Origin of the sequence: Actinoplanes rectilineatus (genome assembly GCF_000962825.1) — a bacterium.
GTDB classification, from domain to species: Bacteria; Actinomycetota; Actinomycetes; order Mycobacteriales; family Micromonosporaceae; genus Actinoplanes; species Actinoplanes rectilineatus.
In genome coordinates this window covers 20,197-32,277 of the sequence record NZ_JZKF01000047.1, presented here as the reverse complement: position 1 = coordinate 32,277, position 12,081 = coordinate 20,197, and the positions used below count along the sequence as shown (strand labels likewise).

At 68.8% G+C, this 12,081-nt stretch carries 10 protein-coding genes; 8 read left to right on the top strand and 2 right to left on the bottom strand.

The window, feature by feature from the left end; all coding sequences use genetic code 11:
- Positions 1–103: 103 nt before the first annotated feature.
- On the bottom strand, positions 104–1,321 hold the full coding sequence (locus WH85_RS29500; protein WP_045745296.1) for an RNA-guided endonuclease InsQ/TnpB family protein: 1,218 nt from the start codon (positions 1,319–1,321) through the stop codon (positions 104–106).
- Positions 1,322–1,531: 210 nt separating this feature from the next.
- Here WH85_RS29500 and WH85_RS29495 point away from each other — a divergent pair, with 210 nt between their 5' ends.
- The 5 genes from WH85_RS29495 (at position 1,532) to WH85_RS29475 (ending at position 6,645) form a co-directional block, all read left to right on the top strand.
- On the top strand, positions 1,532–2,569 hold the full coding sequence (locus WH85_RS29495; RefSeq protein ID WP_045745295.1) for an NAD(P)-dependent alcohol dehydrogenase: 1,038 nt from the start codon (positions 1,532–1,534) through the stop codon (positions 2,567–2,569).
- Positions 2,570–2,732: 163 nt separating this feature from the next.
- Positions 2,733–3,005: a hypothetical protein gene (locus tag WH85_RS29490; protein WP_157411282.1), complete on the top strand. Its 273-nt coding sequence runs from the start codon at positions 2,733–2,735 to the stop codon at positions 3,003–3,005.
- Positions 3,002–4,660: an alpha/beta hydrolase gene (locus WH85_RS29485; RefSeq protein ID WP_045745293.1), complete on the top strand. Its 1,659-nt coding sequence runs from the start codon at positions 3,002–3,004 to the stop codon at positions 4,658–4,660. Before WH85_RS29490 ends, WH85_RS29485 begins: the two co-directional genes overlap by 4 nt.
- The gene (locus tag WH85_RS29480; protein ID WP_083449347.1) at positions 4,657–5,136 is read left to right on the top strand and encodes a hypothetical protein; all 480 of its coding nucleotides are present in this window, start codon (positions 4,657–4,659) and stop codon (positions 5,134–5,136) included. The genes WH85_RS29485 and WH85_RS29480 overlap by 4 nt, the downstream gene beginning before the upstream one ends.
- A gap of 63 nt (positions 5,137–5,199) precedes the next feature.
- Positions 5,200–6,645, top strand: a complete 1,446-nt coding sequence (locus tag WH85_RS29475) for an ATP-binding protein (RefSeq protein ID WP_045745291.1) — start codon at positions 5,200–5,202, stop codon at positions 6,643–6,645.
- A 3-nt stretch (positions 6,646–6,648) separates the two neighbouring features.
- Here the strand turns inward: WH85_RS29475 and WH85_RS29470 are convergent, their stop codons facing one another.
- A complete protein-coding gene (locus tag WH85_RS29470; RefSeq protein ID WP_157411281.1) occupies positions 6,649–8,454 on the bottom strand; it encodes a glycoside hydrolase family 35 protein in 1,806 nt (601 codons plus the stop codon).
- A gap of 81 nt (positions 8,455–8,535) precedes the next feature.
- Here WH85_RS29470 and WH85_RS29465 point away from each other — a divergent pair, with 81 nt between their 5' ends.
- The 3 genes from WH85_RS29465 to WH85_RS29455 all read left to right on the top strand — a co-directional run bounded on the left by WH85_RS29465 (position 8,536) and on the right by WH85_RS29455 (position 12,081).
- Positions 8,536–9,555 carry a LacI family DNA-binding transcriptional regulator gene (locus WH85_RS29465; protein ID WP_045745290.1) on the top strand — a complete coding sequence of 340 codons (1,020 nt, stop codon included), beginning with the start codon at positions 8,536–8,538 and terminating at the stop codon, positions 9,553–9,555.
- Positions 9,556–9,713: 158 nt separating this feature from the next.
- On the top strand, positions 9,714–11,033 hold the full coding sequence (locus WH85_RS29460) for a carbohydrate ABC transporter substrate-binding protein (RefSeq protein ID WP_045745289.1): 1,320 nt from the start codon (positions 9,714–9,716) through the stop codon (positions 11,031–11,033).
- 85 nt (positions 11,034–11,118) lie between these two features.
- Entirely contained in the window at positions 11,119–12,081 is a 963-nt protein-coding gene (locus WH85_RS29455) for a carbohydrate ABC transporter permease (protein WP_245674143.1), read from the top strand.

Here is a 12,081-nt window from a genome sequence, read left to right as displayed (position 1 = left end):
TCTTCGATTCCGGCGGAGCTTACTTGATCAAAAAGGGCGCTCCGGCCCTCGGGGGACGCCGCTCACGAAACGCCTGCTGAGACCGTTGACATCCTCCCCATGCCTAAGGGCGGCGGGGGATTCCAGCGGTCGTCCGCTGGGTTTCCTGCTTCGTGGACGACTGCCTCGTCCGGGAGTTCTCCCGTTGAGGTCTGACACCGCCTCCACAGGCAATCACCGAGAGCCCCTCGGCGAGTACATTGCGTGCCGCATTGATGTCGCGGTCGTGGACGGTGCCGCACCGGCACGTCCACGACCGCACGTTCAGCGGCATCTTCTCGGCCGGCGCACCGCAGATCGAGCACAGCTTGGAGGAGGGGAACCAGCGGTCGACCGCGACGACGGTGCGGCCGTGCCATTCTGCTTTGTACTCCAGCATCGTGCGGAACTGTCGCCATGCCGCGTCGGAGATGGCGCGGGCGAGGCTGTGGTTCTTGACCATGTTCCGCACGGTCAAGTCCTCGATCACGATCGTTTGGTTTTCACGAACGAGACGAGTCGTCAGTTTGTGCAGGTGGTCCCTGCGCCGGTCGGTGATCTCGGCGTGGATCCGGGCGACCGCGGCGCGGGCTTTGGCGCGGTTCTTCGCGTCATCGCCTTTCGCCTTGCGTGCCAGCCTGCGCTGCGCGCGGGCGAGGCGGGCGCGGTCGGCCCGCTCGTGACGCGGATTGGTGACCTTCTCGCCGGTCGACAGGATGAGCAGGCTGTCGAGCCCGGCATCGACGCCGACAGCGGCGTTCGGTGCGGGCGCAGCCTCGATCACGTCGTCGCAGAGCAGCGATACGTGCCATCGGCCCGCCGTGTCCAGCGACACCGTGACCGTCGATGGCGCCACGCCCTCCGGCAGGGGCCGCGACCATACGATGTCGAGCGGTTCGGCCATCTTCGCCAGGGTGAGGCGGCCGTCGCGGTACCGGAACCCGCTGGTGGTGTACTCAGCCGACTTCCGGGACTGCTTCTTGGACTTGAAGCGCGGGTACTTGGCGCGCTTGGCGAAGAAGTTCGTGTACGCCGTTTGCAGGTGCCGCAGGCACTGCTGGAGCGGAACCGACGACACCTCGTTGAGGAACGCCAGGTCTTCGGTCCTCTTCCAGACGGTGAGCATGGCGCTGGTCGCGTTGTAGTTGACCCGCTCCTGCCGCAGCGTCCACGCCTGCGACCGCGTAGCCAGCGCGAGGTTGTAGACCTTACGGACGCAGCCAAACGTCCGCGCAAGCTCAGCAGCCTGCGCATCGGTCGGATGGAAGCGGAACTTGAAAGCCCGCTTCACCTGCTTCTTCACGCCTCACAAACCATGGCTTTCACTGGTGAGCCTGCCGGACTCGGTGTCCGCTGTACGGCTTTTGTTTCCTCCCTGCGGCCGAAGCCGGGGGTCTCCACGAAAGAAACCCGTTGAATGAAGTGATCTGGTCCGCAGTTTTGTTGAAGGCGCAACTTTCTAACCGTACGGGAGTACGGTGATCTTGATTATGAGACGGAAGGGACAGTAATCATGCGCGCGGTACGGCTGATGAAATGGCAGAGCGAACCCGTCGTCACCGAGGTCGAGGTGCCCGAACCCGGCCCCGGCCAGGTCCTCGTCAAGGTCGGCGGGGCCGGCGCCTGCCACTCCGACCTGCACGTCTCCCACGCCGAGTCGATGCCCGGCTGGAGCACCCCGTTCACCCTCGGACACGAGACCGCGGGCTGGGTGCACGCCCTCGGCGACGGCGTCGACAGCCTGACCGTGGGCCAGGCGGTCGCCGTCTACGGTCCGTGGGGCTGCGGCAACTGCGCCCGCTGCCGGACCGGCGCGGAGAACTACTGCGAAGGCAACGCCCCGGTCAAGGGCGGCGGCGCCGGACTGGGCGTGGACGGCGGCATCGCCGAATACATGCTGGTCCCGCACGCCCGCCTGCTGGTGCCGCTTCCGGACGGACTGGACCCGGTGGCCGCCGCCCCGCTCGCGGACGCCGGGCTCACCCCGTACCACGTGATCCGCCGCTCCCGCGACAAGCTGCTGCCCGGCAGCGTGGCCGTGGTGATCGGCGCCGGGGGTCTCGGCCACATCGCGGTGCAGATCCTGAAAGCGATCACCGCCGCCACGGTGATCGCCATCGACAGCAAGCCGGCCGCCCTGAAACTGGCCGAGGAATGCGGCGCCGACCTGGTCGTCCCGGCCGGCGACGACGCCGCCGCGGCGGTCCGGGCGGCCACCGCGGGCGGCCGGGGCGCCGACCTGATCGTCGACTTCGTCGGCGCGGCCGGCACGATCGACCTGGCGATGAAGGTGGCCCGCCCGCTCGCCGACGTGACGATCGTGGGCGCCGCGGCGGGCACGCTGCCGTGGAACTTCTTCGGTGTCCCCTATGAGGTCAGCCTCCAGTCGACCTACTGGGGCAGCCTGCCGGAGCTGGCCGAGGTGCTCGAACTGGGCGCGGCCGGCCTGGTCAAGCCGAAGGTCACCACGTATCCGCTGGAGGAGGCGCCGGAGGTCTACCGCCGCCTGGACGCCGGCGAGATCGAGGGACGCGCGGTCTTCGTGCCCTGACATCCCCTTCCTCCAGGGCCCTCGCCGGTGCGCTCGGCGGGGGCTCTGTGGCATCAGCCACTTGCGGCTGTAAAAAGTGAATCAGCACTCGTAACCTCTCACGTCTGTTGATCACGGGGAGTTAGACGTGCTGGATACCGGCGTACAGGTAGATCCCGACGGCTTGCGGAAAACGGGCTCGGCAGTTCAGGAATCGGTCATTCCGGTCCGGGACGCGGTCGGCAAGGAGGACGGCCGGCTGTTCGTCACCGGCCCCGCCTCGGAGTGGGACACCGGCCGGAAACTCACCCGCACCGCGCTGCGATGGATCGACTACCTGACCGACCTCTCCCAGCGGGTGGAACAGTTCGGCACCGACCTGGTCCGGGACGCCGACGACTACCAAGCCGCCGACGAGCAGTCGGCGGCCGAGATCTACCGCGGGACGGGCCGATGACGCTGACCCTGCGGGCACTCGCCGAAACCAGCACCGCCGACTTCACCTCGGCCGCCGAAGCATGGGCCCGGCTCGCCGTCGGCCTCGACAACGGCTTCGAGAAGTACGTCGCCGCCGCGGGGGAACTGCCCTATGTCTGGCCGACCGGCACCGAGGCTGAGGAACGCAGTGGCCGACTGCGGGCCGAGGCCTCCAACGCCCACGAACCGTGCCAGCGGATCAGCCGCGCTCTGCGGACCCACGCCGACACGGTGCGCAGCCTGCAGAACATGCTCGCCGACATCCGGGCCGACGCGGCCCGCGAAGGACTCGACATCGACATGAGCACCGGCGTGGTGTCGGCCGCCGCCGGCACCGTCGACGACGCCTCGGACGTTCGCCGGGTCGAGGCGCGGATCCGCAACTACGCCGGCCAGCTCACCGAGGTCCTCGAACGGGCCTACGCCCTGGACCGCGAGACCAGCGCCGAACTGGACGCCAGTGTGCCCGCCCTCGGCTCGGGCTTCGGCGGCACCACAGGTCCGGCGATCACCGAGGCCGACCTTGCGACGCAGTCCGGGCGTACGCCGGCCCAGGTGCACGATTGGTGGGAGAGCCTCACCCGCGACCAGCAGGACCAGGCGATGCGGGACTTCCCGCAGACAGTCGGCTGGCTCGACGGCGTACCCGCCATCGACCGCGACAAGGCCAACCGGACCGCCCTCCAGCACGAGAAGGAAGACCTCATCGAGCGCCTCAATGCCGGCGGCTCCTGGGACGCCAACTCCGATCTGAACGAGCAGTTGCAGCGGGTCTACAAGATCGAGGACACGCTGAAGGGCCTGGGGGAGTCGGGTTTCCTGCTCGGCTTCGACACCACCGCCTACGACGGCCACGGCAAGGTCGTCATTGCCATCAACAACCCGGACACCGCCCGCCACACCGGCGTCTGGGTGCCGGGATTGAGCACGACGCTGTGGGGCAGCATGGACGACAACATGCTGCGCATGAAGAGCCTCAACGAGTCCGCCGACGCTCTCACCCGCGACCGTCAGGGTGACGTCTCCACCGTGTACTGGCTGGGTTACGACGCTCCCGACCTGGACAACGTATCCGTGCTCCAGGAGGACCGCTCGAAGGCGGGACGCGATCCGTACCTGGGCTTCGTGCAGGGGTTGCGGGCTACTCATGAGGGCGAGCCCGGGCACCTCGTAGCGATGGGGCACTCCTACGGAACCACGGTGGTGGGCGAAGCGGCCAAGACGGGAGGTCTGCCCGTCGACGACATCGTGGTGGCGGGCAGTCCGGGAATGCACGTTGCCGGCGCCGGTGATCTCATGGCTGATCCGCGCCATGTCTGGGCCGGGGCGTCCGGTACTGATCCGGTGGCCGAAGCCGGGAACGCACGTCCGTGGAGCGGCATTGCGGCGGGGATCGCCTTCGGGGCGGCCGGGCCGATCGTTCTTGCCGGAGCCGAATACGGTCTCGACGAGTTGCACGGGATCGCACCGACCGACGCATCCTTCGGCGGCAACAACTGGGTGGCGGACACCGATGGCCACACCAGTTACTGGGATGCGGGCAGTGAGAGTCTCAGTAACCAGGCCCGCATCCTGGCCGGACAGTACGACCTCGTCACGCTGAACAGCGGCGAACGTCCGGAGAATGTGCGATGACCGTGAGAGCGCGGGTGGCGGCCGTCGCCGCTGTCGCTGTGGTCGTCGTCGTCCTGACATCGATCGTTCTTTTGAGAGGAAGTGCCGTGGAGACCAAGAGCGAATCGGAGGCGACGCGGCTGGTGCAGGAGCATGCCGAAGCGATCGCCACGCTGGTGGGAATGCCGCTGCGAGACCCGTCGATCGGTCCGTATCCGTGCACGGGCCGTTTTGGCGAGACCGGCGACGACGTGGTCAGCTATCGCGGGGTCTACAACATCGATCCGCCTACCAGTGGGACGCATCTGCAGATGTTGGAGCGGCTGCGTGCCGACTGGGTGGCCAAGGGATACACCCTCACCGACGATCGCACCGTCGGGGCCGACCGCGGAGTCCTTACCGCCACGTCCACGGATGGCTTCAACCTCGACATGGAAACGGCCAGTCCGGATGGGTTCGCGGTGTTCGTCCACTCGCCGTGCTTCGAGCGTCCCTGAGCAGGCGCGCCTCTGAAGGTAGACTCGGCCGAAGTAAGATGTGATCTGACTTCGGAGTGGCCGATGTTCGTGGGGCGACGCAGGGAACTCGATCTGTTCGCGGATCGGCTCGAGCGGATTCGGGTGACCGGCGAGGGACAGTCCGTTGCGATCCGCGGTCGGCGTCAGGTGGGCAAGTCACGTCTGGTGCAGGAGTTCTGCGACCGTTCCGAGGTGCCGTATTGCTTCTACGAGGCGGTGAAGGGCATGTCGCCGACCGATGCGATCGGCGATCTGCTCCAGGCCCTGCGGGAGTCGTCGCTGGCCGCCGGCCGGGCCGGTGACACGCTGCCGAGCGTCGCCCCGGCCAACTGGGGCGACATGTTCAAGCTGCTCGCGCAGGTTCTCCCGGACAGTCCGAGTGTCGTGGTTCTGGACGAGATGCCCTGGCTGTCGGAGCAGGAGACGACCTTCGACGGTCATCTGCAGGTGGCCTGGGACCGCCTGCTGTCGCGCAAGCCGGTGCTGTTGCTGCTGCTCGGCAGTGACCTGCACATGATGCAGCGGTTCACCGAGTACGACAGGCCGTTCTACGGTCGCGCGGACAACCTCGTCCTGCATGCGCTCAACCCGGCGGAGACCGCGCGGCAGACCGGGCTGACGGGGGCCGACGCCATCGACGCGCACCTGATCACCGGCGGGCTGCCCGGGATCGTCCGGCGGTGGGGGAGCGGCATGCCGGCCGCGGACTTCCTCGAGCGGCAGCTCACCGATCAGACGTCGCCGCTGTTCAGCGTGCCCGAGGCGGCGCTGGCGGCCGAGTTTCCGCTGGCTGACATGTCGAGCCGGGTCTTCGAGGCGATCGGCGGGCAGGGCGGCCGCACGTTCACGAACATCGCCAGGGACGCCGGGGCCCAGGGGAACCCGGTCAGTTCCGGGACGCTGTCGCCCGTGCTGAGCCGGCTTGCCGACGACAAGCAGATCGTGGCGGTGGACCGGCCGCTGTCCACCCGGCCCAGCAAACTCGCCGTGTACCGGATCGCCGATACCAACCTGAGTCTCTACGTCGCGATGCTCCGCGAGGTCCACCACCTGGTCCGGCGCGACCGGGAGGCCGCCGCCCGCACGATCATCGCGAGACGGTGGTCGACCTGGCGCGGGCTTGCTGTCGAGCCGCTGGTCCGGGAGGCGCTCGCCCGGGCCGGCGGCGATGGCGGCCTGCCGTGGGACGACGTGCTGGAGGTTGGCGGCTGGTGGAACCGCCAGGCCAACCCGGAGATCGACCTGGTCGGCGCCGACCGGATGCCGGTCGCGTCGCGGGTGCCGTTCGCCGGGTCGATCAAGTGGCAGGACGGGGCGTTCGACCGGCATCACCTGGCCGGTCTGGTGCGCGACGCCCCGCTGATCCCGGGTTTCGAGCCGGGCGCCGGCGGTCTGGTCGTGGTGAGCCGGTCGGGAGTGGATCTGCCGGACGACGCGGTGGACCTGGTGTGGGGGCCGGACGACGTGCTGGGGGCGTGGACGGCCTGACCGTCAGTCGAATTCCTCGATGTATTCCTCGGTGGGGCCCAACTCCGGCTCGGTGCGCAGTTCCAGCGGGCCGCCGGCGTGCTCGAACTCGCACACGGTGATCTGATTCGGTCCTGGGTGGAGCAGGGGTGCGGGGCAGTACAGGGTCACCTGCGGGCCGATCTCCCAGTAGCGGCCGAGCAGGAAGCCGTTGATCCAGAGCAGGCCCCGGCCCCAGCCCGGCAGGGCCAGGAAGGTGTCCGCCGGCGAGGTCACCTCCAGGTCGGCGTGGAAGAAGCCGGTGGGGGAGGCGCCGGCAGGTAGGGAGGCCAGGTCGGCGGCGGTCCAGGCGGGCACGTCCAGCGGCGCGCTCTGCCAGCCCTGCACCAGGCGCCGGTCGAGCAGGACCGGGCCGGTCAGGCCCTTGTGGGCGCCGACCCCGGGACCGTAATTGATCCGGCCCAGGCTTTCCACGACGATCTCCAGGCGGGTGCGGGCGCCGGAGCCCCGCACGGGCAGGGAGGCGTCTCCCGGGCCCACGGCACCGGCGAATGCGCCGTCGAGGAAGACGAGTGCTCTGTCGCGTACCCCCTGGAGGTTGATCGTGTGATCGCCGGGTGGGATGCGCGGCAGGGCGGTGTGCAGCACCAGGCCCGCGTCCAGCCCGAGCTGTTCGAAGGTTGCCGGGCGCGGTGCCGGTGAAGCCTGCGGGGCGAGGTGCCGCAGGCCGGCGAGCAGGCCCGAGCGGTGGTCCAGGTTCAGGGTCTGCGGCGGCAGGGTGGGCATTCCTTCGGGTACGCGCAAAGCCCCGCCCCCACCCAACGCCTCCCGGATGGCCCAGAACTTGGCCGTCAGCGTCCCGTCCTCGGCGACCGGCGCGTCCGAGTCGTAGCTGGTGATGGTCGGCTGGAGGGTGCCGTTGTCGGAGTTGGCGCCGGCCCACAGTCCGAAATTGGTCCCCCCGTGGGCCATGTAGATGCTGACGCTGCCGCCGTCGGCGACGATGCCGCGCAGGGTGCTGACGGCGCTGTCGACGCCGCGGACGTGGTGGCGTTCTCCCCAGTGGTCGAACCAGCCGTTCCAGAATTCGGCGACGATGAACGGTTCGTCGGGGCGCCGGGAGTGCAGCAGGTCGCGGGCGGCTTCGGGTTTGGAGCCGAGGGTGGCGGCGGCGAGGGTGCCGGGCAGGGTGCCGCCGTCGAGCATCAGGTCGGTCGGGCCGTCGGCGGTGAAGAGCAGTTCGGTGATGCCACGATCGGTCAGCGCGTCCCGGTTCCAGCGCACGTAGTCGTGGTCGTCGCCGTAGCTGCCGAACTCGTTCTCCACCTGGACGGCGACGACCGGCCCGCCGTGGGCGGCCTGCAGTGCGGCGATCCGGGGGATCAGGTCGTCGAACCAGAGGCCGACCGGTCCGGTGAAGCCGGGGTCGGAGCTGCGGATGGCGATGTCGCGGGCGGTGAGCCAGCTGGGCAGGCCGCCGTTGGACCATTCCGCGCAGATGTACGGCCCGGGCCGCACGATCGCGTCGAGTCCCTCGTCGGCGACCAGGGACAGGAACGCGGACAGGTCGCGCCAGCCGGTGAAGTCCGGCGCCGACGCGGGCCGCGGCTGGTGGAAGTTCCACGGCACGTACGTGTCGACGGTGTTCAGTCCCAGGTCGGCGAGCCGCCGGATCCGGTCGCGCCAGAGCTGCGGATGCACCCGGAAGTAGTGCAGCGCCCCGGAGAGGATCTGATGCGGCTCGCCGCGGCGGAACAGGCGGCGGCCGCCCCAGCTGAGGGCCGTGGTCGTCGGGGCCGGGATGACTTCCGGCGCGGGGAGCTCGATCACGGCGCGAGCCTATGTTATCGATGCCATTTCTAACAACGGCTGTACTATCAGGCGTCCCGAGCGCCCAGAGAGGACCCGCGCATGACCGATGCCACCACGCGTGCCATGAGGCAGCCGAGCATGGCCGACGTGGCCCGGGCCGCGGGCGTGTCCGCGCAGACGGTCTCCCGGACCCTGCGTGACTCGCCGAACGTCAACCCGGAGACCCGCCAGCGGGTGCTCGCCGCCGTCGAGCAGCTCGGATACCGCTTCAACAGCGCGGCCAAGATGCTCTCCTCGGGGCGCAGTCACACCATCGGCCTGGTCCTGCTGCAGTCCGGCGGCTACTACTCCCGTTCCGCGGTCACCGCGGGCGTCGAGGCCGCCGCCGGCGAGGCCGGTTACGCCGTCAGCATCGCCACCATCGCCGGCCTCGACACCGGGCTGATGGAGCGTTCCCTGGGCAAACTCGCTGATCAGGGCGTCGACGGCATCGTCATCGCGGTGCCGCTGATCTCGGTGACCCAGAAGATGGAGGACATCACCCGCGACATCCCGACGGTCACCGTGGACGGCTCGCGGACCGCCGGCGCCCGGGTGCTCGGCATCGACCAGCGTGAGGCCGGCCGGGTCGCCACGCAGCACCTTCTCGACCTCGGCCACCGCCAGGTGTGGCACGTCGCCGGCCCGGACGAGTGGATCGAGGCCCGGCAGCGGCGGCAGGGCTGGCAGGAGTGCCTGGCCGTGGCCGGTGTCGAGGCGCCGCCAGTGCTGGAGGGGGACTGGTCGCCCGACTCGGGCTTCCGGCAGGGGCAGATCCTGGCGATGATCCCCGAGGTCACGGCCATCTTCGCGGCCAGTGACGAGATGGCGTTCGGTGTCATCCGGGCGCTGCGCGAGCGCGGGCGGACGGTGCCCGACGACGTGTCGATCGTGAGCGTGGACGACATCGCCCTGGCCGCGTACTGCGCGCCGCCGCTGACCACGGTCCGGCAGGACTTCTACGCGTCGGGGGCCGCGGCGGTGAGCCTGCTGCTGCAGGCGCCGGATCCGGTCGATGACGCTGTGATCGAACCGCCGTTACTCTCGGTGCGATCGTCGACCGCGGTACCGAGGTTGTAACAGGGCTGCGGCCGCTGATCGGTAAATGGGTCTTGCGCGTTCATGTTATCGATGCCACGGTAACAACGTCCGGCGCGGCCGTGTATTTCTCCTGGCCGCCAGCGGACCGGTTCTCGCTCGCATTCGTGGCATGCGGCCACGGGAAGGACCACATAACCATGAAGAGGACCCTTGCCATGGCGGGCGCCGCGCTGACCGCGCTCGGCCTGCTGGTCGGTTGCTCCGGCTCGGACGACGCGGGCGCGGGCTCCACCACGCTCAGCGTCGCCGCCCTCGAGGGAGGCTACGGGCGTGAGATGTACACGCAGGTCATCGACGCCTACAAGGCCAAGCACCCGGACCTCGACGTCACGCTGCAGATCTCGAAGAGCATCGAGGACGAGATCAGCCCGAACATGAAGGCCGGCAGGTTCCCCGACGTGGTGGTGCTCGGGCAGGGCCGCAAGGCCGCGCTCACCGAGACCCTGATCAAGGACAAGGCCATCGAGGACCTCACCCCGGTCCTGCAGACCACCGTCCCCGGGGAGAGCACGACGGTCGCCGACAAGCTGACCGCCGGGATCGTCGGCAACCTCAACACCGACCCGTACGGCGACGGCAAGACCTTCCTGCTGCCGATGTACTACGCGCCGACCGGGCTGTTCTACAACAAGGGCCTGTTCGAGCAGAACGGCTGGGCGGTGCCGGCGACGTGGGACGAGATGTGGGCGCTCGGCGACACCGCCAAGGCCAAGGGCATCTCGCTCTTCACCTACCCGACCGCGGGCTACCTGGACTCGTACTTCTTCGCGCTGCTCGCCGGCGTGGGCGGCGAGGAGTTCTACACCCAGGTGATGACGTACCAGCAGGACGTGTGGAAGACCCCGCAGGCCCGGCAGGTCCTGGACATCACCACCAAGCTGCTGAGCTACGCCGCCCCGACGACCGTCGGCTACGCCAACGAGCAGGACTTCACCAAGAACCAGCAGAGCATCCTCGACAACAAGGCGCTGTTCATGCCGAACGGCACCTGGATCGTCGGTGAGATGAAGGACGCCCCGCGCGCCGACGGCTTCGCCTGGGGTCTCACCCCGCTGCCCGCCGTCACCGCCGGCAGCAAGCGGTACCTGACCACCTCGGTCGAGTCGGTGTGGATCCCGTCGGGCGCCAAGAACAAGGACGCCGCCAAGGACTTCGTCGCCTACCTCTACTCCGACGAGGCCGCGAAGATCTTCGCCGCGTCCAACGCGATCCAGCCGGTGAAGGGCATCGCCACCAGCGTCCCGGCCGAGAACGCCGACTTCTACGAGCTCTACGAGGACGCCGACGTCTCCGCGCTGGTCGGCGGCTTCGCCAGCACCGCACCGGTCGAGGGCGTCGACATCAAGGGCACCCTCTTCGACACCGCCAACAGCATCATCAGCGGCGACAAGACCGAGGACCAGTGGCAGGCCGCCCTGCAGGACGCCAGCGAGAAGCTGCGCCAGGCCGGCAAGTAGTACCGGACCGGCGGCGGTCCCGGCCCCCCGGGGACCGCCGCCGGCCCACTTCCCGCACCCTCCAGCGATCCGAGGACCCGGCACGGTGACGACCCTTTCCCCACCCCCGGCAGCGCCCGCAACGGCGCCGTCCGCGGGGCGTACCCCTGAAAAACGTCCGAAGCGGAAGCCGGGAGACGGCCTCTTCGTCGCGCTCTGCCTGGTCCCGGCCCTGGTGCTGTTCGCACTGTTCATGATCTGGCCGACCGTGAACGTGTTCCGGATGTCGCTCTTCACCTGGAGCGGCTTCTCCCCGAACATGCGATTCGTCGGCCTGGACAACTTCACCAAGCTCTTCGACGACCCGCAGTTCATCCGGGCCTTCCAGAACACGATCGCGCTGCTGGTGGTGGTCACCATCGTGACCATGGGCGCCGGCCTGTTCCTCGCGGCGATCATGACCCGGCAGAACCTGCGTGGCCGCAACGTCTACCGGTTCGTGCTCTACATCCCCAACGTGCTCTCCGTCGTCGTCATCGCGGCCATCTTCTCCGCCCTCTACGACCAGGAGAACGGCCTGATCAACGGCACGCTGCGGGCGATGTCGCTGGACGGTCTGCAGGTGGTCTGGCTCGGCGACCAGAAGGTCGTGCTCTGGTCGGTGGCGATCGCGATGGTCTGGCAGTCGCTGGGCTACTACATGGTCCTCTACATGTCGAGCATGGCGAGCATCCCCGAGGAGCTGTACGAGGCGTCCTCTCTCGACGGTGCCTCCGCGTCCCGCCAGTTCTTCGACATCACCATGCCGCTGATCTGGCAGAACCTGCGCACCACCCTGACCTTCTTCGTGATGAGCGCGGTCAACCTGAGCTTCGTGCTGGTCCGCGCCATGACCGGCGGCGGACCGGACGGCTCCAGCGAGGTGCTGCTCAGCTACATGTACAAGCAGGCCTACACCAACTCGTCGTACGGCTACGGCATGGCGATCGGCGTCGTCATCTTCGCGTTCTCGTTCCTGGTGTCGCTGCTGGTCAGCCGCGCGACCCGGCGTGAACCACTCCAGTTCTGA

Coding starts and splice junctions, on each gene's coding strand:
- WH85_RS29495 (WP_045745295.1), top strand. CDS start 1,532: ATGCGCGCGGTACGGCTGATGAAATGGCAGAGCGAACCCGTCGTCACC.
- WH85_RS29485 (WP_045745293.1), top strand. CDS start 3,002: ATGACGCTGACCCTGCGGGCACTCGCCGAAACCAGCACCGCCGACTTC.
- WH85_RS29480 (WP_083449347.1), top strand. CDS start 4,657: ATGACCGTGAGAGCGCGGGTGGCGGCCGTCGCCGCTGTCGCTGTGGTC.
- WH85_RS29475 (WP_045745291.1), top strand. CDS start 5,200: ATGTTCGTGGGGCGACGCAGGGAACTCGATCTGTTCGCGGATCGGCTC.
- WH85_RS29465 (WP_045745290.1), top strand. CDS start 8,536: ATGACCGATGCCACCACGCGTGCCATGAGGCAGCCGAGCATGGCCGAC.
- WH85_RS29460 (WP_045745289.1), top strand. CDS start 9,714: ATGAAGAGGACCCTTGCCATGGCGGGCGCCGCGCTGACCGCGCTCGGC.